The following is a 26172-nucleotide window of genomic DNA, read 5'->3' on the forward strand; positions in this document are numbered from 1 at the left end:
TGACCGCACTCCACACATCCCTCAGCGGAGAGGGCCGTGCGTTATTCCGGGGAGTAGGCGGTCTGGATCAGGCGGTTGGGCTGGCCTCTGCGGATGAGGACGCCGCGGCCGGGCGGTTGCTGTGCGGCGTAGACGCCGGGGAACAGCTGGCCCTCGCCGCGGTCTCCTGCCATGACGATGGCTGAGGATCCTGATTCGCGCAGGCCTTGGACGAGGGGTTCGTAGATGCCGCGGGAGGCGCCGGCGACGCGGCGGGTCAGGACGAAGTGGAGTCCGATGTCCACTGCGGAAGGGATGTACGGCAGGAATGCCGCGAGGGGTTCCTGGCCGGCGGTGGTGAGCACGTCGTAGTCGTCGACGAGGACCACGATCCGTGGTCCGCCGCCCCAGCTGCCGGGCTGAAGGTCCTCCAGGCGGGTGCTCTCATCGGGCAGTCGCTTGTCCAAGACGGTGGCGATACCGGCGGCGAGGCCCGCGCAGAGCTTGGCGTTGTACGCGTAGCCGCCGTTGAACTCTTCGGGGATTGCGCCGCGCAGACCGCGGCGCGGGTCCATGACCGCGAAGACCAGCTCGTCCTCGCCGTAGCGCTCGATGAGGCCGCGGGCGATGGTCTTGAGGAGGTTGGTCTTGCCGCATTCACTGTCGCCCATGATCAGCAGGTGCTGGTCGTGCTGGAACAGGTCGAGCACGACGGGCTGGAGCGCAGCTTGGTCCAGGCCGATCGGAACCCGCTTGGGTTCGGCGGCCGGCCCCGGCAGTTGGCCGGGTTCCAGGATGTGCGGCAGAACCCGGATCGGTTGGGCGACGTCGCCGCTCCAGGTGGCGCGGATCGTGCGGGCCGCTCGTTCCAGGGTGGTGCCCAGGTCTGTGGTGTCGGTGAGTGAGTCGGTGCGGGGGAGTGCGACCTGGGCGAAGAGTCTGCCGTCGGTCAGGACGCGGCCGGGCTCGTCGGGCGAGAGGGTCTTGGCGAGGTTGTGGTCGATGCTGGATTCGCTGGGGTCGTTCAGCCGCAGTTCGAGGCGGGTGCCGAAGTTCGACTGGACGGCGATGCGTGCGTCGTTCCAGCGGAGCATGCTGGCCACGACGTGGATGCCGTAGCCGCCGCCGCGTTTGAGGATGTCGGCGACAGCGTCGTCCAGCTCTTCGAAGTCGTCGCGCAGCGCGCCGAAGCCGTCGATGACGAGCACGATCTCGGCGGAGGCTAGCTGAGGCAGCCGGCCCGTCGCGTGCAGGGTGCGCAGTTGGTCGACGGAGTCGATGCCGTGCTCGCGGAAGAGGTCCTCCCGGGCGGCGAGCATGGTGCGTACTTCGTCGATGGTGCGGGCTGCGCGTTCGCGGTCGGCGCGGCCCGCGATGCCGCCGACGTGCGGCAGGCCCGACAGGGCTGCCAGGCCGCCGCCGACTAGATCGAGGCCGTAGATACCGACCTGCTGCGGGGTGTGGGTCAGCGCGAGGGAAAGGACGAGAGTGCGCAGGAGGGTGGTCTTGCCGGACTGCGGGCCGCCGATGACGGCGGCGTGTCCGCCGGCCACCGTCAGATCCAGGTACCACTGGCCCTGCCACTGCCTGGCCGGATCATCGAGCAGCCCGAGTGGTACCTCCAGCGGCCCACGACGCGCCGCGAGCTGCATACCGCGCGCCCCGACGTCCAGGGGGCCGACGACGGTGTCCAGGGCGATCGCGTCGGGCAGCGGGGGCAGCCAGATGCGGCGCACCGGGCTGGCGGCGTGGGCCAGCTGGTCGACCATGACGCCGAGCTCGGTCGGCCCCATCTCCCGGCGCGGCATCGCCGACTCCTGCTCGCTCTGATCCTCCGCGCCGGTGGTGGTGCTGTAGGTGTCGTAGGGGAAGGCGAGAGGCCCGGTGTCCTCGTCCTCCTCGCGTTGCACGGGGCCGCGGTAGGCGCCGGAGACGTAGCTGGCTTTGAAACGGTCGTAGTGGCTGGTGTCGACCTTGAGATAGCCGAAGCCGGGCAGCGGCGGCAGGTGGAAGGCGTCGGTGGTGTCCAGGACGGTGCGGGATTCGTCGGCAGAGAAGGTCCGCAGGCCCAGCCGGTAGGACAGGTAGGTGTCCAGGCCCTTGAGATGGCCGCCCTCGATGCGCTGACTGGACAGCAGCAGATGCACCCCGATCGAGCGGCCGATGCGGCCGATGGACAAGAACAGGTCAATGAAGTCCGGCTTTGCGGTGAGCAGTTCACCGAACTCGTCGATGACAACGAACAGGTGCGGCAGTGGTTCCAGGTCGGGCCGCCGGCTGGCGCGCAGCGCGGCGTAGTGGCCGATGTCGGCGATGTTCCCCGCGTCCTTGAGGACCTGCTGACGGCGCTTGACCTCACCGGCCAGCGAGGCGTGGACGCGTTCGACCAGGCCCGCCTGGTTCTCCAGGTTGGTGATGACGCCGGCTACGTGCGGCAGGTCGGCGAACGGCGCGAAGGTCGCCCCACCCTTGTAGTCGACCAGGACCAGGGCGAGGTCCTCGGGCGGGTGCGTGGCCACCAAGGCGAGGACGATGGTGCGCAACAGCTCCGACTTCCCCGAGCCGGTGGCGCCGACGCACAGGCCGTGCGGGCCCATGCCCAGCTCGGAGGACTCCTTCAGGTCCAGCAGCACCGGCTCGCGGGCATCGTTGATGCCGATCGGCACGCGCAGATAGGCACGCTCACCCCGTGGTGCCCACAGACGTGACAAGTCCAGTTGCGCCACATCGTCGATGCCGAGGAGGTCGGCGAAGTCGACCGGACCGGTCAGGGGAGCATCGGCGAGCGATTCGGCGGACAGACGCAGCGGCGCCAGCATCCGGGCCAGGCCCTCGGCGAACGGGATGCTGACCTCGTCCACCGTGCCCTGCGCGTGGATCGGCTCCTGCTCGCGCAGGTCCTCGATGACCACCTGATCGCCATCGACGGTGATCCGGACGCTGACGTGTCCCGGCTCCTGGACCTGCTGCTCAAGCAGGTGGACAACGGTGACGCCCATCTCGCGCAGGCCGACCGCCTCGTCGGGACGCGGCAGCTCGACCGCGTCCTCGCCGTGCCCGTCGGCGACGACCACCAGCCGGGACGTCATGGACAGGGCGTCGTTGCCGGACAGGCCGCGGCGCACCTCGGCCGCGTAAGAGGCGCGGCGGCGCAGTTCCGGGCCGAGCTGCCGGGCGAGCTGGGGCGTGGAAGGCGCGATACGGCGCGCGGCGACGGGGCCGTCGAACTGCTCGCCATCGAGCAGATGCGGCATCCACTTGGCCCACTCCCAGTCCGCCAGCCGGTCCCCGGGCACCGCGACAGCCATCGCGACATCGTCGGGGGCATGCAGGGCGGCAGCCTGGATGAGCAGGGCACGCGCGACGCGCAGGCAATCCTCGCGCGGGCCGATGACGCTGACGTTGCCGACCCGGTCCAGTGGGACGGTGAGCGGGAGTTCGGTGCCGATGCGGAAGCGGGCCATCAACGCCGAAGCCTCGTTGAGCATGAAACGGTCAGGCGGGGTGAGGACCGACGAGCCCTGCTGAGCGATCTGCAGATCGCGTACGGGCATCTCACCGGTGCCGACCCGCACCCGCAGGAAGTCGCCATCGACACGACGGCGCTCCCACAGGCGCGCCGGATCACGCACGACGTCGTACAGAGCGGCCGGCGGCGGGTTGAGGACCCCAGCGCGCTCGCGACGCTGGCGCTCCTCGGCAGCAAGCTCTTCGCGCAGGTCCTCCAGATAGGCGAGATACGCCTCACGCTGGGTGCGCCGGGTGCGCTGGGCCTTGCCACGCTGCGAGAAGACGAGCGCGACGGAGCCGATGACGGTGACGACGAGGATGATCGCGCCCAGTGCGGCGAACTGGCTGTTGCGCACCACCGTCATCATCACCACCGACGACATGACACCGGCGATGGGCAGTAGCGACATCGCGATGTTGCCCGCCTTCCCCTCGGGAAGGTTGGGCGGGGCCTCGATGATGCGTGCCTCGGAGGCGGCCGGGGGCCTGGTGGTTCGGGCCGGGCGGTGGATCAGTCGGGTACTCATCGTTGTCCGTCATTCACGATCGGGCACGGCATGGAGGTCAGTATCTGGGTCAGTGACGCTGCAGGGATAGCTGGAAGACGGACGCGGCGATATCGGCGGCCGCCTTCCTGGTCGGGTGAGCGAGCAAGTCGGTCTGGACCGGGCCACCGGCCGCCAGATGCCGGTCATACGGCAGAACCTGCACGCTCACGCCGGTGGACCTGAGCCTCTGCGCTGCCTCATCGAGGTCAAGTCCTGAGTGGGGCGCCATTTCGGTGAGCACGACGACCGTTCCGGCGATCACATGCCGCGGCAGTCCCTGCATCCACTGCAGCACCGAGAACGTACTCGTGACGCCCTCCGGCGTGGCGGGCGCGGTCAGAACACGGCCATGCGCGGCGGCGAGCGCAACCCGGGCCACTTCGGCAGGGAGCGTCTCGCAGTCGATGACGGTCACACCGAAGTAGCGGCGCAACGCCACCACAGCACGCTCATACGCCCGGCTGTCCAGCATTACACCGATCTGCCCTTGGCTGGCCGGCAACAGCCAGGCATTGTTGGGCAGCTGGACGAGATAACCGGTGACATCGAGCAGCGACATATCCGGCTTGACGATGTCCCCGATATCGCTCGTGGTCCAACGTCGCGTCTTCGCACCGAGCCGCAACGGCAGCGAACCGAGCGCCGGATCGGCCTCAAGAACCAGGACCGGATCCTGCCGGTAATGCGCGAACGTGGTGCCGAGCAACGCGGCGACGGTCGACTTGCCGGACCCGCCCCGAATGGCTGTCACCGCGATCTGCCGACCGGTCGTCACAGGCTGCTGCAGCACCTCGGCGGTCCGGGTCACCTCAGCGACCTCATGCGCGGCCGACGAAGAAAACGTGCGGCGCACCGCACGAGCGGCACGAGCGACGACCGACTCGCCGTGCCGCGGCTTGCGCCGTACCGCCCAGGCCAGCTCCTCGTCCACAACGGGCAGGGAACCAGAGGCACTGCTGGGCTGGGGCCCCGTGGCGTACGAGGCCGGGGCCTGCTGCGGCCAGCCGACCTGCTGGCCTGCCTGCTGTGGCCAGCCGACGTGCTGGCCCGCCTGCCGCTCTGGCCCCGTATACGGGTAGCCGGCCTGCTCCGGCGCACCACCCGCACAGGCGGCGTCCGGCACCGGGGCGCTCTGCGCAGGAAGACCCGAGTCCGGCACGGAAGCGGAGTACGTCTGCCCGCCGGGCACGTGCGCACCCTGCTGGGCGCCGCCCCTCAGGTCGCGCAGTACGTCGCCCTGCCAGCCATCAGCGTTCGGCATGCCTGCCCTTCACCCCCACCTGCCGCTCCGCTGGAGCGCCTGCACATCGACTCGGAACTTCAGAACTGGTTGAGCAACTGCCCGTACACACCGAAAACACCGAAGGCGAGGGGGAAGAGCCCCACCATGCCGATGGACTCGACCAGGTCAGCCACACGCCGCAGCCGCACCCGTACATGCTCCGGCAGCTCGACCGCCAAAGCGAACAGCGGTAGCACCGCAACCACGCCCAGCACAGCGAGCGGCCCAGCGCCCCCTGCATGCTCCGCCCACACCATCACCAAGCGCACGACGAGACACGACGCAGCGGCCAAGAGCGCCAGGACCTCGGCCACCAGCGGGAACGCCCGTGCCCTCGATACCAGCACCACCACGACGAGCGACGCCAGCACCACGGCCCACACCGTCGGCTCCTTGGCCAGGGTGAGCAGCCAGCCGGCGGCGGTAGCCGAGACCGCCGTGACAATTGTCGACAAGGCCAGTCCGCGGTGCGTCGCCGCGAGCGCGGTACCCACCTGATGACGGCTGACAGAGGCTCCACCAGAGCGGCGATCGTCGAGCGCGGTGAGACCCGACGCCATCAAAGCCAGCCGCGGCAGCACCCCCAGCAGTACCAGAGAGAACACCGCCATGACGGCACCGAGCCGAGCCGGATCCCCCTGGCTGGCGGCAACCACCTCCCACACGACCGCGATCGTGGCGGTGGTCACCGCACCAACGAGCCCGCCCCTACCGAGCGGCGAAAAGTATCCAAGAAACACAAGCGTCAGGACCAGCACACCCGCCACGGCAGCCAGCCGCGCGGTACCCGGCCAGCCATACGCGTCGGCGGCCGTCCACGCGGCGAAAACCCCAAGCCCAGCGGCAGCGACCAGGAGCGCCGTCGCCAGACCCCGGTTTCCCCGCCCGATCTTCGCGACAAGGGCACCGGCCGCCAGGAGGACGAGCGTGATCGCCGAGAAGCCGCCGGCCAGGGCGTCGAGCGCGAACTCGTGGCGGGCGAGCAGCGCGGCGACCACGGTGAAGGCGACAGTCGCCACGCCCGCACTCGCCCGCCGCGCAGCCGGACGCCAGCGCCAGGCCCTCAGGTCGAGGTCGTCAGCCACCTGATCGGTCACATCGTGCACCACGGGGGCAGGCGGAGCAGAGTGCGTCCTGACGAGCCGAAGCACGGCACCATCAGCAATCCCCGCCGATGCCAGCGTGCTGTCATGCGGAAGGGCAGAACCATCGGACGTCATCAACTGCCGCGTCACGGGACGCGACCCGGACCGGTCATCCAACAACTGCAGGACATCCGGAAGCAACTGCCCAATGGGCGTATCAGAGAGCAGAACGACGTCAGCCCGACGCCGCTCACCGACCAACGTCACTCGGCTCAGTTGCGCCTGCGAAGTCGTTCCTCTGCTCACCACCTACCGGAACCTATCATCGCCACGCGAAGGCGTCCGGGCCAACCAGCCATGCCTGTGCAGCCCACCTCCACCCAGCCCGCTTCAGAGAACGCCCTGTCCGTTACGGGAAGCTTTCGTATATTCCTAGAGAACGATGCAAAAAGCCCCAAACCTGGACACTTCAAGACTTCGTCGGCTGCTCGTACTGCTGCACCTTGCGCTGCTGCTTTTCCTGCTCTGCCTTCTGCTGCGCCAGCGTGTGCTGAAGGAAGGACCACCCGACACACCCCGCGCACAAGACCGCTGTGATGGCGATCCCCGCGAAAACCTTCCCGAGCCGCTCGTCCGCCGTACGCCGCCCCCGCTGCGCGCCGAACAACAGGGCATCCCGCATCCTGCGCCGGCGTACAGCCACCGACTCCAGCAGCTGACTGTCGTAATCCCGCGCCATGTCCTCGTCCGTCGCTTCCGTCACGGTCCATCTATGAATCCCCGGCCACGGACGGAACGCGCCTACCATCACGCCGAGGCCCTCCCGCATGATGGCGCACTTCCGCATCTGACGCCGCACAGCCGATTGGTCGAGCAACCTCATACGTTGCCCGGAACCTCCCGTTCTTCACCAGCACGTCTGGCCGGCGCATACGAGGCGCCTTTGTCTCCCGTGGGGGCGGCTTCGTCGGACCTTGCTTACTGATGTCTCCTGGGCCGGGGTACAGGGTCCCTGCATACCCACAGCAACCACTCACCGCCTGATCGGTTGGAATCTTTGTCGTTTCCAGGGACCATTCGAGGCTGTTCCGCGCTGCGGGAACGTCGCCGGTCAGCAAGAACAGTGTTCTGCTACGCAACCGGTGCGTCGCTCATCCAGCGGTCCGGGCGGGCCTTCCACCGCCCCGTGCGGGAGCGCTCCGCCTGCTCCACCGCGATGTCCAGTGCCTCGTCCGCCGCCCGCAGCCGCGCCCGTACCGTGGTGTTCGCTCCGGTGTCGACCGCGACGCTCATCAGGCCCAACGCCCTCTGCCAGGGCCCTTGTTGGCAACGTACGCTCTGCACTTTGGCGTGCGGCACCAGCGACAGCTTTCGGGTGAGGAGGCCCGTCGCCGCCGCGAACACCTCGTCCTGCGCCGCATAGCCGAAGCCGCGCCACCGCGCCGGGGCCCGCCACCGAGCTCGTCGCGGCACCGGCCGTAGCCCGTTGCGTACCTGCTCCAGGTCCGTACCCGGCAGGATGCAGGAGACCACCCGCTGTGCTGTGCCGGGCCCGGCCACCGGTATCAGCAGGCTGTTGTCCGAGCCCGCGACATCCAGTTCGATACGCACCCAGTCCCGGCCTGCCAGCCGCCACGCCAACGGTCGTACGAGCCGCACGGTCTGCACCCGTCCGGGCGGCACCGTCTCGTGTTTGCGGTCCAGCAGTCCGTGGTCGAGCCGCAGCCCGTCCGGGGACTCGCCGACCGTCCAGCCGTACTCGCCCATGTAACGCCCGCCGGTCGCCGCCCAGATCAGCCCGAGCCCGCCGGCCACCGCAGCGACCACCGCCCAGATACTGTCCAGCGCCCACACCGCCGCCACACCCGTCAGCGCGACGCCGACCAGCGTCGAAGCCACGGAGCCGTCCAGCAACACTGCGGCCGCCAGCCGCTTGGGGGCCACCCGCGCCAGCTCGCGCACCGGCGCCTCACCCGCCTCCTGCGCGGACTCGGGCGTGAACCCGGCCGCCAGCGCAAGCAGTTCGGCCCGCAGCGCCCGTGCCTCCCGCTTGCCCACATAGGCCAGCTCGTCCTTGTCCTCGGTGCCGATGACGTCCATCTTGAGCTTGGCGACGCCCGCCACCCGGGCCAGCAACGGCTCGGCGATCTCCACGGCCTGCAGGCGTTCAAGGCGGATGTGCGCGGTGCGACGAAAGAACAAACCAGTGCGGATGCGCAATTCGCTGTCAGTGAGGGCGTAGTACGTACAGCGCCAGGACTGCACGCCGTACGCGGCCGAGGCCAGCAGGACGAGAATCCCGCCCGCCACCAGCCATCCACGGTCCAGGCCGGACAACCACTCGCGGGCCCAGTCCTGGCGCAACAAGAAGACGACGCCCGCCAGCGGCGCCCAGGCGCGGCGCAGCGGGGTGAGCGGGTGCAGCCGACGCTCACCGGCCCCCTGCGCACCCGGGGTACCTACCGCCTTGGGAGTAACCGAGGTATCCGGTGCGGTGTCCGGCACAGACTGCTCGTCCACAGCGCTCACAGCCCCGCCGAACGGGCCTCGCCCAGCTCCGTCAACCGGTCCCGCAGCCGAGCCGCCTCCTTCGGCTCCAACCCCGGGATCCGGGCGTCGCTCGCGGCCGCCGCGGTGCGCAGCTGCACCGTGGCAAGCCCGAAGTGCCGCTCCAGCGGCCCGGAGGTGACCTCCACGAGCTGCATCCGCCCGTACGGCACCACCGTCAGTTCACGCCACAGCACACCCCGGCTAATGAGCAGGTCGTCCGCACGCTCCGCATACCGCCAAGACCGCCAGTTGCGCTCCAGCAGCCGCCAGCACCAGGCCAGCGCCAGCAACGGAAGCAGCCCCAGCAGCGCCAGGACCGGCACCACCAGCCACCCCAGCAGTCCGGCCAGCACCGCCGCCAACGGCACCAGCGTCAAGGCGAGCAGCAGCCGACGCAGCCGCAGCAGTTCCCTGGGCACTCCCCGCTATTCGGCGGATATCTCCGATGCCGCCGACATCCCCGTATCTGCGTTCCCCACGTGCATTCGTACACCCTAATGCTCGATTTCCGCAGAGGGCGTTGTGCGTGGACGGGCCCCGGGGCTAGGCCGCCGACTTTGAGGACTCCGGCCGCGGCGGTGGTGACAGTCCTTCTGGCGCAGGTTACGGCCAGGGGCGCCGGTCCTGTCGCAGGAGGTCGTCCCGGTGCGCGCTGCACGCCTGGCCGCCACTGTCGGGACCGGTCGGGATCGCGGTGATCGCACTGTCCCTGGTGGTCTTCTCCTACGAGCCGGTCCCGCTGTGCTCCAACATTGTCTCCCCGAACGTCGGGCTGCTCGCCGAACTGGGCGACCTCCTGTGACAGTGGTTGCTGCTCGGCTTCTGGCCGGACCAGCGGGAGCACCGCTTGGCGACTGGCTGCTCGATCGTGCCGACGACGTGCTGCTGCTCACCGTGGTGTGGTGGACGCTGCGGCGGCTGTCCGGAATGCTCACCCGAGCCACGGTCACCGCGAGGACGGCCGGCGCAGTGTGCACGACCGTCCTCGGGCTGCTGCCGAGAGCCAATTGCTGCGGGTGGCGACGGATGGGACGGGCCTGCACTGGGGGATGCTGCACCTGTTCGCCGGCATCGGCGACGGCGTGCCGGCCGACCTGGCCTGCGGTCTGGTGGCGGGAGCCGAAGGTTGTCGTGACGCCGAGGGTGGCCGTGGGCCGCGCGGAGACCGCCGCGATCTCCGTTCAGAGCCCCGCCTGGCCATAGCGCTGCAGGGCTGCTTGCGGGGTAACCTGCCGGTCATCCGGCGCGTCGGTTGTACAGCGTTCAGGATTTCGCCACGGTGACGCCGTGCGCGCTCCACATCTGCCCACCGTGATGACGATCCTGCTGCTGGCAACCACCGGCTGCATTTCCGTTGACGCAGACGGCCCTCCTCCGGCGGCGCTAGCCCCACCCGCTGGGCAAACCGCTGCGCCAGTTCCCCGGCCTCTGATGACACCGGCACAACAGCCCCGCGAGCAGCTGGTGACCGCACCGTCCATGGCACGCACACCTCACGAGCGTCAGCGGCCGCCAAAGGCAGCCAAGCCCACCCCTGGTCATACGCATCACGCGATGCCTCAGTGGCACCCCACGCGGGTGCGTACATTGCCCCCGCAGCATCATGCGTACTCGTCTTCGGTTCATCCGAAACAACGCAAGAGCCGCCCTAAGTACCGAGCGTCCATTGTTCCTCGGGGGAATTCGAGAGTTCAGCGTCCATCAGCGACTGTGAATCCTCGGTTCGTGTGTCAGATGGCATCCGGCAAGGTTCGTTCGGACCTGGTGCAGCTATGTCGTGGAATGTTCGGAGGCTGACGTCCTCACCAAGAGGTCTTCCTGGGCTCGGCCAGTTGGGTGGTCACGAGGAGGCGATGACTCCTTTGTGGCCGGTCGTGCGTTGATCAAGCATGACATTTACAGCAATTAGTCCACTCTTGATGCGTTTCATTCCTCTGGGAATGGCTGCGGTGCTGCTTTCCATCGCCACCGCTGAACCGGCCGCGGCCGACACCAGTGCATGCACGCACCACTTCTCGGGCCCTCAGGTATGTATCCGTCTGGACGGTCGCAATCATCTGAACTCTGTGACGGCGGTCTGGACTAATCCTTCTCGAGGGACAGAACGCAGGAGCGTCAGCCTCTTCATGAATGGGCGGCACTTCCGCACAGCACAGGCGCACCGGGTTGGGAATACGCTCAGCTACACCTGGAGCACCTTCGATACCGGCACCGACACCAAACTGTGCGTCAAGTTCGCCCGCATCTCCCGGACGGCCTGCGAGACGACTCGGTACATCGGCGACCGTGCACAGTTCTGACAGCAGCAGCTCACCCGTCACTTCACACAGGGGTACCTACGGACATGGACGACGGCCGAGCTCGGTGGTGCTCTCCCAAGATCGGGTGGGGTGCGCTGGCTCCGCCACCAGGTCCCGAGCGACTGGTCCCAGTGGGCCGACGGTGGGCCGGTCAGAATCAGATGCGGGACGAGAGCAGTTCCAGCTCGCTCCACCGGCCTGCGGCCACACCCACAACGGCCCGTCGAGGCGTAGCCGCAGGACCTTCGTACCCGGGCCTTTTCTCGATCCGTGCCAACACTCGATCGCGCTCCGCCGCCCACCGCGAGGTCGCCTCCGCCCCAGCAGACGAGGGCCACCTCGGCAGCGGTCAGCATGCATCGCCAGCTCAGCCCGGCAAGCCACCGCCGCATCCGGGCCCCAGCGAGTGGAAGAGCACGGTCACCGGTTGGCCGTGCAGAGACAAACTCGACGGACGCGTCGACCATCTCATACATCGGCCTCACCGCCGCATGATGCGCAGCTCGCCCCAATAACGGGGCTGCGCGACGACACAGACGACAAGGGTGGCTGGGCACTCCCTAATCGATGGTGCCGCAGCGGATGCCAGCATACTCGTTGGCGCCGACGGACCCTACGAGCTCGACCAAAGCTCGGGTGCTGGCCGGCGACTGACAGCTACTCCCGGGTGCTGCCGATGTCTCGTGCCTGGCTCGTTGATGGCGAACGTATGATCGATCCGATCATTCCCAGGTGAGCGTCAACTGGCTTGCCTCACAGCCCTCTTGACAGTGCAGAGCTGGGAGCGTGAGGCTGGGGCAGGTGGACGGTGTCGTGAATCACGAGGGGCTCACGCAAGCGAGCGCAGCACGAGCTCTGGCCTCGGCATGCGGCCAGGTGGGACTGCCCTGTGAGCACGTCGATCTGCTGCGACTGGGCGAGAACGCGATTTACGCCATACCGTCCGAGGGCGTCGTCGTTCGTGTGGCCCGGGCTGATACCGACGACATCGAGCAAAAGGTTGCCAAAGAGCTGGCGGTCTCGCGTTGGCTCGCCTCCCACGACTTCCCGGCTGTCCGCCCCCACGATGAACTACCACAGCCAGTCCAGGCCGAGGGCAGGCTCGTTACGTTCTGGGAGTACGTGCCACTGAGCCAGGCCGAACCCGCCCTGGTGGATCTCGCCGGCCTCCTGCGTGACCTCCACGGACTGCCACGCCCTGACATCGCTCTTCCCGTCCTCGATCCGTTTCCTCTCATGCGGCGCCGTCTCGCGCATGCCCAGGGCATCGCACAGCAGGACATGGAGTTCCTCACCGAAGCGTGCGACCGCAGCGAAGCGGCCTTCCGCAGCATCATGGCCGAAGACGCCGGAGGCCTGATCCACGGAGACGCCCACCGGGGTAATCTGCTGGCCCGCGACGGACAGGTGCTCCTCATCGACTACGAAGCCGTCGCGATCGGCCCCCGTGCCTGGGACCTCATCCCGACCGCTATCGCCGTCGACAGGTTTGGCCTGTCACCCACCGACTACACCACCTTTTGCCGAACGTACGACGGGGATGTCACCGACTGGCACGGATACGAGCCGCTGCGCACCGTGCGGGAGCTGGGCATGACCACATGGCTGATGCAAAACGCCCACTCCGGACCGGCAGCGGCAGAATTCGCCCTCCGCATGGACTCGCTACGGAAGGAAGACCGTGAGCGGCGCTGGCACGCTCTCTGACGGGCCGAACCCGTTCCCTTTCGCCCCCTACGCCGCCCGAGAGACCATCCGCCTGACCACCGTCTACGCGACACCCTGGACCTACGACCCCACCATGGTCGATCAGACCACACAGCGCCCAGGGGATGTCCTCAACCTGGGCCGGCTGGCGACGTACTACAACACATCCGACCAGCAGCTACCGCGGGTCCTCAGACGGGAAGTGCTCGACTGCTCCAGCCTTGCCTGTCAGCGTTGGCGCGCCGGTGAACCGGTCTCGGCGCAGCTGTGGCACTTCCTCGTCCCCTCAGGCCAGGTAGTGGTCGCCCTGACCTTGGATATCACCGGGACTCTCGTCGAGGCCATCCCCCTGCTGGAGGACCTCTACTACGCCAGCATCACCTGTGCAGGGCTGTCGCTTGAGCAGCTCGCGGCGGACCGGATCGGCTGCGGCCCGAACGATGACGAGACGCCAGGATTCCTACCCGAACGGCATCAGCTGGTCTTCCGCAGCGTCGATACGCCGGACCAGGCTCCGGACGACGACCTCGTCCAGCGCGTCATCTACCGCAGCGACCTGCCCTACCGGGCCGAGCACAGCTCGATCCGCTATCCCGCAGAACTCAACCGACGCCCCACCACCGTGGGCGCGCTCGGCCCCTACGTCAGCCTCATTGCCGGCCACCAGGACTACATCGAAAACTGCGTCCTGCTCTCCGCCGTGCAAGCCGTAGGCTCCGCAGCCCGCCTCCGCGAGGTCCGCGCCGTCGCCTACACCTACGTGCACCGCTTCCGACACCGCACCACCGCTCAAGGCGATGCGCACGACCGACGCACCGCACTGGAAGAGATCTCCGACGGGCTGAGCCAACTCGAGGTCGAACTCAGCTACAGCGTCGAGGTCGGCGGAGAGATCGGCATGCTCGTTCCCGCCCTGCGCGTCGAAAGCTTCCACCAGGAACTGTTCGCCGCCATAGGAGTCACCGAACGCGCAGCCACCATCGGACAGATGCTCAACCGCCTCGGCAACGCCATCGCCGCCGAACTCACCTCGGTCGAAAGCATGGAACAACGCGCCGCCGACCGCCGCCGCGTCCGCACCGTCGTCGCCGTCACCTTCGTCACCACCGTCAGCGGAACCCTCGGCCTCCTCTTTGCCTTCTTCGGCATCAACGCCCGCCAAGTCGACGAACACCGCTCCATGTTCGACGGCCGCTACACCCCCATCTACGCACTGATCGCGACCATCCTCCTGTGCGCCCTCGCTATCTTCGCCGGCATGCGCCTCCAAGAACGCTGGGAAGAACGCCGAGACCGCAGCAGAACCCGCACCTGGGAAAGCACCCACCGCCTCCTGGCCCGCGAAGCCGGCACCGTCATCCTCGAGCCCGCAACACCACCCTCTCCGCCCCAGCGCCTTCCTGGCTCTCGCCGTCCGGAGAACAGAACCCAGCCCTCACGCGCCACTCCCCGCTGACGCACCCGCCGGTCACTCCGACCGGTACCCCACCGCGTGACCCCGCCTTGTTGACGCTGGCCACGACATCGAGCTGCTCCACATCGACGGGGTCGGCTGGGCTGGATGGCCCGGCGGCCTGGAGCTTCTATTCCAAAGCGTCGATGGGGTTCCGGATGCCACGACGGATCACTTCCACCTGCGCGGAGAAGAGACGCCGTAGTCCGGGTGGGCCCTGGCGACGTCCGGTTCACCTCCGCCTGCGCAGAGAAGAGTCCGTCACTTCCACGATCACCTCGCTCATGAGCGGATCACCTCCGCCTTCGCGGAGAAGAGGGGGTGTGGGTGCGGCCGAGGGCAGAAGAGGGCGGATCACCTCCGCCTTTGATGAGGATTCTTGAAAACGGATCTGACCGCGATTCCGTGAACGATCTAGGTGCCGCGGCAGGTTGCCGTCGGGTCGGTCTGACCTCTCGACTGCGCTGTCGAAGTGGCAGTCATCTCCCCCGGCCATCGGCCCGATGTTTCGCCCGTCACGGCATGCGGTGCAGGCGGCTTGATGCTTTGCGGTCCGGGATGCGGCAGCACGGGCGAGCGCCGATTTCCGATGAGGCTCATGCTTTCGGCAGGATGGGCGCTATGACCGAGATCCACACCCCCCGCCTCCTCCTCCGTCGCTGGCACGACGACGACCTCGCGCCCATGGCGGACATCAACGCGGACCCGCGGGTCATGCGCTGGATCGACGACGGCTCGGTGCGCGACCTGGACCACACGGCGGAGGACATCGAGCGGTGGGAGGAGGAATGGGACGAGGAGGGCTTCGGCTTCTTCGCCGTCGAGCTGTTGGCCTCGGGCGAACTGGCCGGCTTCACGGGTCTGTCCGTGCCCGAGTTCTTGCCGGAGGTACTGCCCGCTGTGGCGATCAGTTGGCGGCTCGGCTCGCAGTACTGGGGCCAGGGATACGGGTCCGAAGCCGCCCAGGCCACACTGGAGTTCGCGCTCCAGGACCGTGGCCTCGACCGCGTCATCAGCATCAGCCGGGTGGGTGACGACGCCTCTGAGAACGTCATCCGCAAGCTCGGTATGGTGCTGGAGCGCGAGACGGCACACCCGGTGTACGGCTTTCCGCTGCGTGTTCACACCATCGATCTCACTGAGTTCCAGGGGTGAACCGGCCGAGCCGTCAGCTCATCGCGAGACAGTCGACCGCTGTCCATACGCGCTCGACCGCATGGATCGCCATGGAGTGGAACGCCTAGGCGAAAGATGTTGCTTTCCCACCGCTGACCTGTGCTTTCACGGAATCGCGGTCAGAGCCCTTGATCGTCCCACAGTCAGTCATTGAAACTCCTCACACGGTCGGCAACGCGGTCAGCTGAGGAGACACCGCCCACCAAGGTACGGTTCGTGGCTCTTGGAAGGATCACCCCAACAAGACTCCCTCACAGCTCCGCGGCTGCTGTCATCCCGGCCCAACACCCCGCTGCCGTCGACTGGTTGGCGACGGAAGCGGGGCGTGGTGACCTTCACAGGTGATTGGCGGACGGGACGTGGGAGGGGCGATCACCGTCATCGAAGAGGCACTTGATGCTGTCACGGGTCCAACGCAGGAGCACCAGAAGCATCTCGGTGGTGGCCAGCAGACGGGTCATGACCAGATGAGCCTTGGAATCCGGCGGGAAGGCCGTCAGGGTGTGCTGGAGCGCGGCCTGGAAGGTGGTGATGCCGCTGCGGGCGCGGGTGTGTAGGGCCAGTGCCTCCTGCCGATCGACGGCGCGGTGCACAATCCCTCCCCTGAGCTGGGTGAGGTGCAGGTGGCTCTCGGCGAGGAAGTCTGCGGCGAGCCCCCACTGAGCGCGCATGCTGTCCGGTAGCAGGGCCCGGCCGACGACGGTCATGGTCCTGGTGGTGGAAATGGCCTTGCTGAGCTGTTGGGACAAGGTATGAGGGGCCGCGAGTGCGACCCAGTGCGCGATGCTGTCAGCCGCCTCCCTCAGCACAGCCTCCAGATGCGCCCACTGTTCCGGCTCCTCCTCCACCGTCGACACGGTCTCTGCGGTGACGGATGCCACGAAGATCTGGGCACGGCCGGCATCGACATTCAGTGCGGCTTCCACCTTCTCCTGGAGGGCGGCGTCTGTGGCGGCGAGCCAGGCATCGAATGCAGCCTCATCCCCGGCGTTGGTCTCCGGGCGCGGTGCCGCCTCGCTCACTGGTGATCCTCCTTCATCGTTTCCCAGGCCTGCTTCAGGCTCTTACGGGCTCGCTCCAGGTTCTTCCTGACGGCCTCTGGGGTTGTTTCCAGCAGTTCAGCGGTCTCCTGGGCGGAGAACCCGTCGTAGATCCAGGCAAAGACGCGGCGCTGCTGCATCGGCAGGTCGGCCAGCACTTTCAGGACGAGCTCTTCTTGCGCATCGAGCTCGATCCGATCGAGGGGACATACCCCGCCGGGTGGATCCTCCAGATCCTGGAGAGGGCCTTCCCTGCGGTTGCGGAGCCGCAGCAGGTGACGGAAGGCGACCGTCCTCAGCCATGCGTTGGGGTGCTCGATGGTCTCCCACCGTTCCCAGGCCTGGGCGAAGGCGGCCTGCGCGGCCTCCGCGGCTTCATGACCGTCGGCCCCGTGTCGCAGGACGAACACCACCAGCCGGGGCATCGTCTGCGCATAGAAGCCGGCGAACTCGGACCGGGCGGTCGAGTCGGCCGGGGGATGCGGGCGGCGGCGCGTGTCGACCAGCTGATCCCGCTGTGCCAGCGCCGTCCTCGGCTCCCGCGGAGGGGTCGGGTCAGTCATCACCACCGCCACGCCCGCCGAAAGGTCCGCCCACCTCGATGACCACCTCGCTCCGGTCCGCGCGCTGCTCGACCAGGCGGCTGCCCGGTGGAAGCTCACGCACGCGGCGGGTGAGGCCGTGGTCGTGCAACTGGGCGATCTGCACTGCGGCCCGTCCACGCAACCACACATACAGCGTGCGTCCACCGCAGGTAATCACTCCTGCGATCAGGGACATCACCGCTATCGCATTCATGGTCGACCCATTCACTCGCGCACCCCAACTCATGGGGAGCTGATCCTTTCTGACGGGGTGTAGTGCAATCCAGGCTGCCAACCGTGACGCTCTAGCGAGCCTCAACCCCAAACTGTGCGCAGTGTCACACCGAGCGGAATCCGGCCACCTCGCCGGTACGCAGCACCAGGTGTCCTCGTGCCATCCCCAACCCGCACGCGCACGACGGCCGACAGACCCACGTCGACGCCGTGCAGCCGCCCCGGCGCCCAGCCCGCGGACCCGTCTCGGTCCCGCATCTCGTGCTCCGTCACGGCTTGATGGCGCCTTGCCCACCCGACTCCCGGAACGAAAGGATCAACTGGACACCGACGACGGCATCAAGGGGGAAGGCGATGGTGAGCAACTCACTGCTGTCACCGGATGGTTGGCTCGTGCTAGGGCTTCCCTGGCCGACCGAGACACGCGACGGCTGGGGGGAGTGCGCTGCCGCCATCGCCCCGTCGATGATTCCCCGCTCCCTCGTCAGCAAAGGCGCCGGTACCACACTCGATCTCGCCTCCGCTCTGGTCCGGGACGCGCAGGAGGGGCCCGGCAAGGCCGTCTTCTTCTCCGACGTCACCCTGTGGCTCGACGAGCAGGGCAATACTTGGGCAGACCTCGGCATCGACTACGACGCAGTCATCGACGAACTCCTGAAGGCGCCCGTCCCGCAGCTGTTCCTCACACTCACGCAGAAGGCCCACGCCATCCTGTGCGACGCCAGCCGAGAAGGCCTGCGCCTGCACTACCCGAACGGCGATGTCGAACACGTCACGCCGCAGCTACGCCAGGATGTCCACAACGGCATCGCCCAGAGCCTGGCAAGAGACTGGCCGCCGTACGGCCAGGGACTCATCGACCGCGGCGCCCTGCAGACCCGATGAACCTGACACATGAAGGCCGTCCCATCCTGGCTTTCCTGCCGCACGACCCCCGGCTTCGCTGGCCTGCCTGCGCTTTCCCATGCGACTGCTTTGGCGTGCCGTGGGCTCCGTACGAACGGTGCCTGGCCCATTTGGAGCCGGAGGAGCGGCGCCAGGCACTCGGAGCGTTATCGCCCGGCGCCGCAGTGGACTGCCGCGGCGTGCTCTTCACCCGCGCACTGTTGGACGAGCTCAAGGCGGCGGTCGACAACACCTTCGGCAAGGCCCTGTTCGGCCGCGCCCGCTTCCCCGAGCCAGCCGACTTCAAGGCCGTCACGTTCACTGAAGAGGCCTTCTTCTGGCTCGCCGACTTCTCGGACGACGCCCTGTTCTACGGGGTCACTTTCAACGGCGACGCAATTTTCGAGGAAGCCGTGTTCGAGCTGGGAGCTGGCTTCGAGGACGCGGAGTTCCAAGGCACCGCCTGGTTCCAGGACACCCTCTTCGGTTCGGACGCCGACTTCGACCGGGCCACATTCACCAGCGGGGCCCTGTTCTCCCGCACCCAGCTGTTTGGCGGGGCTTTCTTCCACAACGTGACGTTCACCGACGGGGCCGTCTTCGTCTCGGCGGAAGTCGAGGAGAGAGCACGGTTCAACGGCTCGACGTTCGGTCACGACGCCGTCTTCGCCGGGGCCCGCTTCAAGGGCGCCGCCGACTTCCCCGACACGACGTTCACCGGGCCGCTGGTGGGGCCCATCGTCTGCGGCGGCCTGCTGGACATGAGCCGGACGGTCCTCACCTGCCCCATACGGATACGGATCGCCGCCGCGCGCGTTTTCCTGCAGGCGGCGCAGATCAACACGGCGCTCACCCTCGACGTCCGCTACGCCGACATCAATCTGCTGGACGCCGTGCTCTCCCAGCCGGTCGCCGTCAACTTCCACCCCCACCCGTTCCCCTTCAACGACGGCCTGGTCCCCGAAGACCCGCTGACCGGGCAAGACCCACGACCGTCGATCGACATGCTGGCGGGCGTGGACGTCGCCTTTCTCGCGCTGTCCGGAGTGGACTTGTCTGCCTGCCTGTTCACCGGCGCCCACCACCTCGACCAGCTCCGCTTCGGAGGGCACGTCCCCTTCGCCGAACCGCCGGCCCGCGCTCGCACGCGCCTGCTCAACCTTCCGGTACGGCGATGGACCCGCCGCCGGACGATCGTCGAAGAGCACCACTGGCGTGCCCTTTCCCTACATGGCCGCCGTACCGAGCAGACTCGGGGCTGGCAGCCCGGACCTGCCCACCCCGATCCCGCCACGGTCCCCGGGCCCAAGGAGGTGGCCGCCGCCTACCGGCAGCTGCGCAAGGCCTTGGAGGACGGCAAGAACGAGCCCGGCGCCGCGGACTTCTACTACGGCGAGATGGAGATGCGCCGTCTGGACCACGACACCCCCTTCGGCGAACGCGTCCTGCTGCATGCCTACTGGCTGGTCTCCGGCTACGGCCTGCGTGCGTCCCGCGCCCTGGCCGCCCTTGGAGTCGCGATGGCCGTGACCGTCGTGCTGATGATGCTGTGGGGTCTGCCCAATCCGACGCCGAAACAGATAGCGACCGGCTCCATGCCCGCCCCTGGCAGCCGGATCCATCTGGTGATCGACAAGAGCGATCCCGTCCTTTCCGGACCACTCAGCCAGCGCTGGACCGCCAACCGCGCGAAGGACGCCGGTCACGTCGTGCTGAACTCCGTCGTCTTCCGCAGCAGCGACCAAGACCTCACCACCGTCGGCACCTGGATCGAGATGTTCAGCCGGTTCAGCGAACCAGTACTCCTCGGACTTGCCGCACTCGCGGCACGCGGCCGGATCAAACGCTGACCAGGCCCATCCCAGCGGAAATCTGTCGGCAAGCCCAGACGCTGCGGAGACGACCTCCTGCTGCGCCGGCCCGGCCGTTCGCGGTCGGCGACAAGCTGAGTCCATCACACAGCGTCATCGTAGAGCGAGGCTACGATCCCTGCTGTACGGCGTCGCGACCGCTCCTTCGAATGCCGCGGACAACTCCTTCGTCCCTCGTTGAACATGTCCGCACCCGCATAAGCGAGGACCTGGACGAACTGATCGCTAGTGGCTCGTCATAGAGCCTTGGCCGGGTACTGGCACTGCTGCTCGCCGTTCAGCAGACTGTCTCCAAGAGGTGATCTTGGAGGTGGTCGTGGGACGTCGACCGAGTGTGTTCGTCCGGCCGGTGAGCATGGAGGAGGGCCGGAAGCTGCAGCGGATCAGCCGGAGCGCGAAGGACCCGGTAAGACTCCGCCGGGCAATCGTGGTGCTGATGTCCGCCCAGGGCCAGACGGTCAAGGACATCACCACGCTGATGCAGGTCGGCGAGGACTACGTCCGCGATGTCATCCACGCCTTCAACGAGCAGGGGCTGGACGCACTGGACCCAAAATGGAGCGGGGGACGCCCCAGGACGATCAGTGACCAGGTGCGCGAGCGCATCTGCCTGATCGCCCGGACGTCCCCCGCCGACTGGAAGATCACCGCCTTCTCCACCTGGAGCCTGAGCAAGCTCGCCGACCACCTCATCAAGTACAAGGTGATCACGGCCGTCAGCCGGGAGACCCTGCGCCGGATCCTGCGCGAGGGCAAGGTCTCCTGGAAGACCACCACCACGTGGAAGGCGTCCACCGACCCGGAGTTCATCGCCAAGATGCACCGCGTCCTGGCGCTGTACGACACCTCGCCCGCTGATGGACGGGTGATATGCGTGGACGAGTTCGGGCCGCTGAACCTGATGCCCCGCAAGGGCAAGGCATGGGGGCCGGTGAGGCGTCCGCGCAGGCTGCGGGCCACCTACAACCGCTACGGCGGCGTGCGGCACATGCTTGCCGCCCTCGATCTGGCCACCGGCAAGCTGTACTACCGCATCCGCCCCCGCAAGCGGTGGCGGGAGTTTCTCGGCCTGCTCAAGGCCCTGCGCGCCCGCTGGCCTGGTCAGAAGCTGTATGTGGTGCTGGACAACTTCTCCCCGCACAAGCACGCCAAGGTCCGCGACTGGGCAGCCGACAATAACGTCGAGCTGGTCTTCCTGCCGACCTACGGCTCCTGGCTGAACTGGATCGAGGCCGAGTTCGCGGCCCTGCGCTACTTCGCGCTCAACGGCACCGACCACCGCAGCCACGATGAGCAGAACGCGGCCATCGCCGCCTACGTCCGCTGGCACAATGCCCACGCGGAACCGAAGACGAACTTCGCGCCCGAGTCACCGATCCGATCATGGACCGAATACCCGGCCAGGGCCGCCTGAGCGGCTTCACGCCCCGGGTTCCTCCACGATCATCAACGTGCCGCGACTGCCAGGGCGGACAGCGTGTCGCGCGCCTGCCGACACCCGGTACATCTCGCCTGCCTCTACAGCGACTTCGGCGCCCTCCACCAGCAGTTCCAGCCGTCCGTCAAGCACCAGCAGTACCTCATCAGCCCCGTGAGCCTCTTCCTGGACCGGTCTGCTGTCCATACGCAGGACTTTCACACAGGCCGTCCCCACCTGTCCCAAAGAGCAGGAGCTCCAGGCAGCCGGCAGCGCGGCCGCTGTCTCCACGACGTTGATCGAACTCATCACATACCTCCCAGCGGGTTGCTGCCACCATGGCCGAAGCAGCCCGCCCGTCACATTTCAGCGGATGCCGGGAAGCTATCTGAGCAGGGACGATCGTTGGCCGACCGTTTAGCAAAAACCTCCCGCCCACCACACCTCGACTACATGGCCAAGGTCACGAGACAAGCCACTAGCTGGCTCCACCGGCCTGCCGCCACACCCACAACGGCCCGTCGAGGAGCGCCGCGGGGGCCGTTCCTCGATCCGTGCCGACTACGCGCTCGTCACGAAACCCGGGGGCCGCTGGGGCTGAACTTACGCGCGCTCGTATTCGACGTCTGTGTCGGTGCAGTCGGCAGCGAGCTCGCGGAGGGTGTCGCGTTCGTCCCGGTCGATGGTCAGGGACCAGCGGAGTTTGGTGCCTACCCAGTCGGACAGGTAGGTGCACTGTGCGTCGGCGTCTGGCGGCATCCACTCGGCTGGGTCCTGGTCGGCCTTCTGCCGGTTGCTCCGGGCGGTGACGGCGACCAGGGACCGTTCGGCATCGAGGTCGTTGGCGTATGCCTGCCGCCGTGCGGCGGTCCACTGCGAGGCGCCGGAGTCCCAGGCCTCGGCGAGGGGCACCATGTGGTCGATGTCGAGGCCTGAGGGGCTGTCAACGGTTTTGTCGTCGTAGTAGGACAGCCAGGTTCCGCCGGTGAGTTTGCAGCGGGGGCCCACGTCGGGTGGGGCGACGGCTTCCTTCAGCAGGACCTCGTTGCGGGTGTTGCAGCCGTCTTTGTCCTCGTCGATCCAGTGGCGGAATTTGGTGCGTGCGTAGCCGTCCCGGGATTCGGCGGCCTGGGGGAGGTCTTCGATGGCGTCGTGGAGGCTGAGGGTCTCGCTGGCATGGGCGGGTGTGATGGTGGTGGTGAGGGGCAGCAGTGCGAAGGCGGCGGCGACGATGGCACGGACTGTGGTCGAGGTCACGGTGTGTTGATAGCGTCGGTGTGCTGGTGATCGTGGGGAATACGGGAGGCCGATCACTCGGGGGAGTGGAAAGTCATACCGGCCTGCGACACCACTGCGCAGTTGGCCCCAGCCGATGCGCGGTTCGCGGGGTCGGCAGCCGCGCTGCCCCGCACCCACCCCGCAGCCTGAGCTCCGCATGCGCGAACCACCCTCGAGCGTGCGGGGAGCAGGAGCCCGAGGCATCGCCGTTCTCAACTGAACGGTCGATGGGTGATCCGAGGGAACTGACAGATCGCCATCGGGGTGGTTACGATGTTGGAGATGATGAACTTCTCCTCGTACGGATTGGGGGAATCGTTCGCTCAGGGTGAGTGCTGATGGCACATCACTTCGCGAACGAGATTCCCACCCACCTGTTGATGTGGCAGCGCGTGCGCGAGTACGCCGTGCCACCGTCCATGATCGAGACCGCGACTGCACGGCGTGCGGTCGGTGACTGGGCGGGGGCTTGCGCTGCCGCCCGGATCGACGTCGATCTTGATCTGCGCGCCGTGCGTGACCGCCACGGTACCGATCTCGTCACCCATCTTCGTGCGGATCTGCGTCGGCTGGCGCCGGATCTGCTCCGATGGCACATGCCCCGGATCGCCCCCGAGGGGCGGCTCCGGCCCGGCCTCACCCTCTCTCTGGCCCGTTACCGGAGTTCCGGCGACACTCCGCTGCAGCTGGTGGTGCGGACGCCGCCGGCCTGGGCGGACGCCGGACAGCGGATGTCCCTGGCCCTGTGGGAGGGGTCCGGGAAGGGCACCCCCGGGCACCACCCACACCCGCATCCCGACCGGCGTTTCCGGCTCGACCTGCACCGGCATCTCTGGGACTCCGGGCGGAGCGGCGAACTGGCGCGGCGGTGCGGTGCGGGCGGTGAGCCGTCCATGGCGCCACCCGCCCACGCACCCGGCCAGCCAGTCCTGCCGGATCTGCCCGATCAGCCCAGGGTCGGCGATTCTCCGTGGGCGGTGGCTAGTTGGGCTGCCGAGGCGGAGTTGCTGTTGCGGGCCGAGGGGCGTTCTCGCGGGGCCTTCACCGTGCGGCTCGGTGCGCGGAGGCGTGCTGTACTCGAGCTCATCGCCCCCGACGACAGCCATGTCCCGACGTTCCGGCCGCTGCGGGAGGCGCTGCCACCGCAGGAGGTCGCGGCGCTTCCGGTGCTACCGGAGGTGGCGGCCCGGGTCCTTCCGGATCTGGAGCTGGTGCGGGCCGGACTGGTCGCGACCGAGCGGCTGCATCCGCTCGTCGCCGCAGCACTGGCGGCGTCCGGCGCGGCACCGGTGGCCGGCCCCGCGCCCGGCCCCGACGATCCGCACCGGGTGGAGTGCCGGGGCGAGGTCCACCGGATCGCGCTGCGGGACGGGGTGCTGACGGCGGTTGATCACGATCCGGCCCAACTACGCCGGGAGGAGCTGCTGGTGGCGCTTGGCGGGCCGGCGCTGCCCTGCCTGCGGGCGATCGACGCGGTGCACCGTAATCCGGAGGCGTTGCCTGCGGTCCGGGAGCGGCTCGGCCACGGCGACGTCGCCGTGGCGCTGGCCGTGGTCGAGGGCCTGATCGGACCCAGTGCGGTCCTGCGCGACGGGCCGCTCCGAGAGGAACTGGAGTCGGCCGCGGCCCGCCACATCGACCACGGGCTGTTCCGCTCGGGGCTGGTCGCCGTGCACCCCGGTGCCGGTGCGGTAGGGGGCGGGAACGCCTCGGGCCTGGGGCACGCGGAGGCGGGCCACCGTCCCCGGCTCGACCGCCGTACGCCTCCCACAATGCGCCGCAAGCGGAGCCTCCGGGCCCGACCCCGTACCGGACGGGCCTGCTGACCGGCTGCCCCACCGAAGTCCCTTTCCCGCACTGCGCATTTCGCGCCGCACATCCCCACGACATCCGGGACGGGTCGTCCCGTTCCCTTATCCCACCCCAGGTGATGCCCATGACCTCCAGCACGCTCCTGTCCATCCCCGTCCCGGCCGCCGACATGCCCGTACCCACCCCCGTCGGCACCTCCGGAACCGGCACCCACCTCGCCCTCGCCGAGGACCTTCTGACCCTCCTGCGGACGACTACCACCGAGCCGCGCCCCGACGAGCAGCTCGAAGCGCTCACCCTGGCCGTCGCGGCCGACCTGCCAGTGCTGCTCTGGGGCGAACCGGGCATCGGCAAGACCGCGGCTCTGACGCAGCTCGCCACCTCCCTCGACCTGCCGCTGACGACCGTGATCGCGAGCGTCCACGAGCCGTCCGACTTCTCCGGGCTGCCCATCGTGGGCGACGACCCGGCGGTGCAGGGGGTGCCGATGGCGCCGCCGCAGTGGGCCGTGGAGCTCGTGCGGGCCGGGCGGGGGCTGCTCTTCCTGGACGAGCTCTCCACCGCCACCCCGGCCGTCCAGGCCGCGCTGCTCCGGGTCGTCCTGGAGCGGAGGGTTGGCGCGCTGCAACTGCCGTCGGGGGTACGGATTGTGGCTGCCGCAAATCCGCGCGCGTCGGCGGCGGACGGATGGGAGCTGAGCCCGCCGCTGGCCAACCGGTTCGTGCATCTGAACTGGGTGCACGACCGGGAGGTGGTGGTGCGCGGGCTGGGCGGAATCTGGCCCCGGGCGGAGCTGCCCCGACTGGTGCCGGAGCGGCTGCCGGAGGCGGTGGCGTTCGCCCGGCGCGCGGTCTGCGGCTTCCTGGAGGTCCGGCCGACGCTGGTCCACCGGCTGCCGAGCACCGAGACGCGGCGCGGCGGTGCCTGGCCCTCGCCCCGGAGCTGGGAGGCCGCATTGACCCTGCTGGCCTTCGGCATGGCCGCCTCCGTCTCCCGGGAGGTGCTGGCGCTGCTGGTGCGGGGCGCGGTGGGGGATGGGCCTGGGCTCGAACTCCTCGCCCATCTGGACCGGATGGATCTGCCGGACCCGGAGTCGCTGCTGGCCGATCCGGCCTCCGCCGAGCTGCCGGTGCGGGGCGATCTGCGTCAGGCGGCGCTGGAGGCAGTGGTGGCCGCCGTCGGGGCGCGGCCGGAGCGAGAGCGGTGGGAGGCGGCCTGGGCGGTACTGGTCCGGGCGCTGGAGACCGGCGCCCCCGACCTGCTGGTCGCCCCGGCGACGGCGCTGGCCGGGCTGCGGCGCGACGACTGGGAGGTGCCAGAGGCGGTGGAGCGGCTGGCCGGGGTGATCGGTCTCGCCCGGCGGGCGGAACGGTCGGTGGGGCGGGCCGCGGCGTCGGCCGATGCCGGTCGTGCGACGGGGGCGGGCCGATGACCGGGGCCGCGAAGCGCCCGGCGCCGCGC

20 protein-coding genes are annotated in these 26172 nt (G+C 68.5%); 9 read left to right on the top strand and 11 right to left on the bottom strand.

Annotated features, from left to right (window positions below):
* Positions 1–41 precede the first annotated feature (41 nt).
* The 6 genes from eccCa to ACFY12_RS07710 form a co-directional block, all read right to left on the bottom strand.
* On the bottom strand, positions 42–4016 hold the full coding sequence (gene eccCa / locus ACFY12_RS07685) for a type VII secretion protein EccCa (RefSeq protein ID WP_390714821.1): 3975 nt from the start codon (positions 4014–4016) through the stop codon (positions 42–44).
* A 49-nt stretch (positions 4017–4065) separates the two neighbouring features.
* A complete protein-coding gene (locus ACFY12_RS07690) occupies positions 4066–4968 on the bottom strand; it encodes a MinD/ParA family protein (protein WP_390714822.1) in 903 nt (300 codons plus the stop codon).
* Between the two features lie 389 nt (positions 4969–5357).
* A complete protein-coding gene (gene eccD, locus ACFY12_RS07695; protein ID WP_390714823.1) occupies positions 5358–6713 on the bottom strand; it encodes a type VII secretion integral membrane protein EccD in 1356 nt (451 codons plus the stop codon).
* Between the two features lie 160 nt (positions 6714–6873).
* Positions 6874–7143, bottom strand: coding sequence for a hypothetical protein (locus tag ACFY12_RS07700; protein ID WP_390715081.1), 270 nt, complete (start codon positions 7141–7143; stop codon positions 6874–6876).
* 392 nt (positions 7144–7535) lie between these two features.
* Positions 7536–8924: a PH domain-containing protein gene (locus ACFY12_RS07705; RefSeq protein ID WP_390714824.1), complete on the bottom strand. Its 1389-nt coding sequence runs from the start codon at positions 8922–8924 to the stop codon at positions 7536–7538.
* Between the two features lie 5 nt (positions 8925–8929).
* The gene (locus ACFY12_RS07710; RefSeq protein ID WP_390714825.1) at positions 8930–9373 is read right to left on the bottom strand and encodes a PH domain-containing protein; all 444 of its coding nucleotides are present in this window, start codon (positions 9371–9373) and stop codon (positions 8930–8932) included.
* Between the two features lie 1521 nt (positions 9374–10894).
* Here ACFY12_RS07710 and ACFY12_RS07715 point away from each other — a divergent pair.
* The 4 genes from ACFY12_RS07715 (at position 10895) to ACFY12_RS07730 (ending at position 15569) form a co-directional block, all read left to right on the top strand.
* The gene (locus tag ACFY12_RS07715; protein WP_390714826.1) at positions 10895–11254 is read left to right on the top strand and encodes a hypothetical protein; all 360 of its coding nucleotides are present in this window, start codon (positions 10895–10897) and stop codon (positions 11252–11254) included.
* A gap of 801 nt (positions 11255–12055) precedes the next feature.
* Positions 12056–12961: a phosphotransferase enzyme family protein gene (locus ACFY12_RS07720; protein WP_390714827.1), complete on the top strand. Its 906-nt coding sequence runs from the start codon at positions 12056–12058 to the stop codon at positions 12959–12961.
* On the top strand, positions 12936–14417 hold the full coding sequence (locus ACFY12_RS07725) for a hypothetical protein (RefSeq protein ID WP_390714828.1): 1482 nt from the start codon (positions 12936–12938) through the stop codon (positions 14415–14417). The genes ACFY12_RS07720 and ACFY12_RS07725 overlap by 26 nt, the downstream gene beginning before the upstream one ends.
* A gap of 618 nt (positions 14418–15035) precedes the next feature.
* Complete coding sequence (locus ACFY12_RS07730; protein ID WP_390714829.1) at positions 15036–15569, top strand: GNAT family N-acetyltransferase; 534 nt, start codon at positions 15036–15038, stop codon at positions 15567–15569.
* Between the two features lie 356 nt (positions 15570–15925).
* Here ACFY12_RS07730 and ACFY12_RS07735 read toward each other — a convergent pair whose 3' ends face one another.
* From ACFY12_RS07735 to ACFY12_RS07745, 3 genes are read right to left on the bottom strand one after another with little or no spacing between them, the layout of a single operon-like run.
* On the bottom strand, positions 15926–16612 hold the full coding sequence (locus ACFY12_RS07735) for a hypothetical protein (protein WP_390714830.1): 687 nt from the start codon (positions 16610–16612) through the stop codon (positions 15926–15928).
* Positions 16609–17205: a sigma-70 family RNA polymerase sigma factor gene (locus tag ACFY12_RS07740; protein WP_390714831.1), complete on the bottom strand. Its 597-nt coding sequence runs from the start codon at positions 17203–17205 to the stop codon at positions 16609–16611. Before ACFY12_RS07740 ends, ACFY12_RS07735 begins: the two co-directional genes overlap by 4 nt.
* A complete protein-coding gene (locus tag ACFY12_RS07745) occupies positions 17186–17410 on the bottom strand; it encodes a hypothetical protein (RefSeq protein ID WP_390714832.1) in 225 nt (74 codons plus the stop codon). The genes ACFY12_RS07740 and ACFY12_RS07745 overlap by 20 nt, the downstream gene beginning before the upstream one ends.
* Before the next feature lie 392 nt (positions 17411–17802).
* Here ACFY12_RS07745 and ACFY12_RS07750 point away from each other — a divergent pair, with 392 nt between their 5' ends.
* The 3 genes from ACFY12_RS07750 to ACFY12_RS07760 all read left to right on the top strand — a co-directional run bounded on the left by ACFY12_RS07750 (position 17803) and on the right by ACFY12_RS07760 (position 21618).
* Positions 17803–18333: a hypothetical protein gene (locus tag ACFY12_RS07750; RefSeq protein WP_390714833.1), complete on the top strand. Its 531-nt coding sequence runs from the start codon at positions 17803–17805 to the stop codon at positions 18331–18333.
* A gap of 200 nt (positions 18334–18533) precedes the next feature.
* On the top strand, positions 18534–20183 hold the full coding sequence (locus ACFY12_RS07755) for a pentapeptide repeat-containing protein (protein WP_390714834.1): 1650 nt from the start codon (positions 18534–18536) through the stop codon (positions 20181–20183).
* A 337-nt stretch (positions 20184–20520) separates the two neighbouring features.
* Positions 20521–21618, top strand: coding sequence for an IS630 family transposase (locus tag ACFY12_RS07760; RefSeq protein WP_390714835.1), 1098 nt, complete (start codon positions 20521–20523; stop codon positions 21616–21618).
* Between the two features lie 6 nt (positions 21619–21624).
* Here the strand turns inward: ACFY12_RS07760 and ACFY12_RS07765 are convergent, their stop codons facing one another.
* Together ACFY12_RS07765 and ACFY12_RS07770 are read right to left on the bottom strand one after the other, a co-directional pair.
* Positions 21625–21930, bottom strand: coding sequence for a cupin domain-containing protein (locus ACFY12_RS07765; RefSeq protein ID WP_390714836.1), 306 nt, complete (start codon positions 21928–21930; stop codon positions 21625–21627).
* A 294-nt stretch (positions 21931–22224) separates the two neighbouring features.
* Positions 22225–22878: an HNH endonuclease family protein gene (locus ACFY12_RS07770; protein ID WP_390714837.1), complete on the bottom strand. Its 654-nt coding sequence runs from the start codon at positions 22876–22878 to the stop codon at positions 22225–22227.
* Between the two features lie 359 nt (positions 22879–23237).
* Here ACFY12_RS07770 and ACFY12_RS07775 point away from each other — a divergent pair, with 359 nt between their 5' ends.
* Both ACFY12_RS07775 and ACFY12_RS07780 read left to right on the top strand, forming a co-directional pair.
* Positions 23238–24725 carry a hypothetical protein gene (locus tag ACFY12_RS07775; RefSeq protein WP_390714838.1) on the top strand — a complete coding sequence of 496 codons (1488 nt, stop codon included), beginning with the start codon at positions 23238–23240 and terminating at the stop codon, positions 24723–24725.
* Positions 24726–24835: 110 nt separating this feature from the next.
* Positions 24836–26143, top strand: a complete 1308-nt coding sequence (locus ACFY12_RS07780) for a sigma 54-interacting transcriptional regulator (protein WP_390714839.1) — start codon at positions 24836–24838, stop codon at positions 26141–26143.
* Positions 26144–26172: the final 29 nt, after the last annotated feature.

Origin of the sequence: Streptomyces sp. NPDC001339, from assembly GCF_042895955.1 — a bacterium.
Classification (GTDB): domain Bacteria; phylum Actinomycetota; class Actinomycetes; order Streptomycetales; family Streptomycetaceae; genus Streptomyces.

Excerpts from the sequence above, each read along its gene's own strand:
- eccCa (WP_390714821.1), bottom strand. The coding sequence starts at position 4,016 with ATGAGTACCCGACTGATCCACCGCCCGGCCCGAACCACCAGGCCCCCG.
- ACFY12_RS07700 (WP_390715081.1), bottom strand. The coding sequence starts at position 7,143 with ATGGCGCGGGATTACGACAGTCAGCTGCTGGAGTCGGTGGCTGTACGC.
- ACFY12_RS07715 (WP_390714826.1), top strand. The coding sequence starts at position 10,895 with ATGGCTGCGGTGCTGCTTTCCATCGCCACCGCTGAACCGGCCGCGGCC.
- ACFY12_RS07730 (WP_390714829.1), top strand. The coding sequence starts at position 15,036 with ATGACCGAGATCCACACCCCCCGCCTCCTCCTCCGTCGCTGGCACGAC.
- ACFY12_RS07745 (WP_390714832.1), bottom strand. The coding sequence starts at position 17,410 with ATGTCCCTGATCGCAGGAGTGATTACCTGCGGTGGACGCACGCTGTAT.
- ACFY12_RS07750 (WP_390714833.1), top strand. The coding sequence starts at position 17,803 with ATGGTGAGCAACTCACTGCTGTCACCGGATGGTTGGCTCGTGCTAGGG.
- ACFY12_RS07765 (WP_390714836.1), bottom strand. The coding sequence starts at position 21,930 with ATGAGTTCGATCAACGTCGTGGAGACAGCGGCCGCGCTGCCGGCTGCC.
- ACFY12_RS07775 (WP_390714838.1), top strand. The coding sequence starts at position 23,238 with ATGGCACATCACTTCGCGAACGAGATTCCCACCCACCTGTTGATGTGG.
- ACFY12_RS07780 (WP_390714839.1), top strand. The coding sequence starts at position 24,836 with ATGACCTCCAGCACGCTCCTGTCCATCCCCGTCCCGGCCGCCGACATG.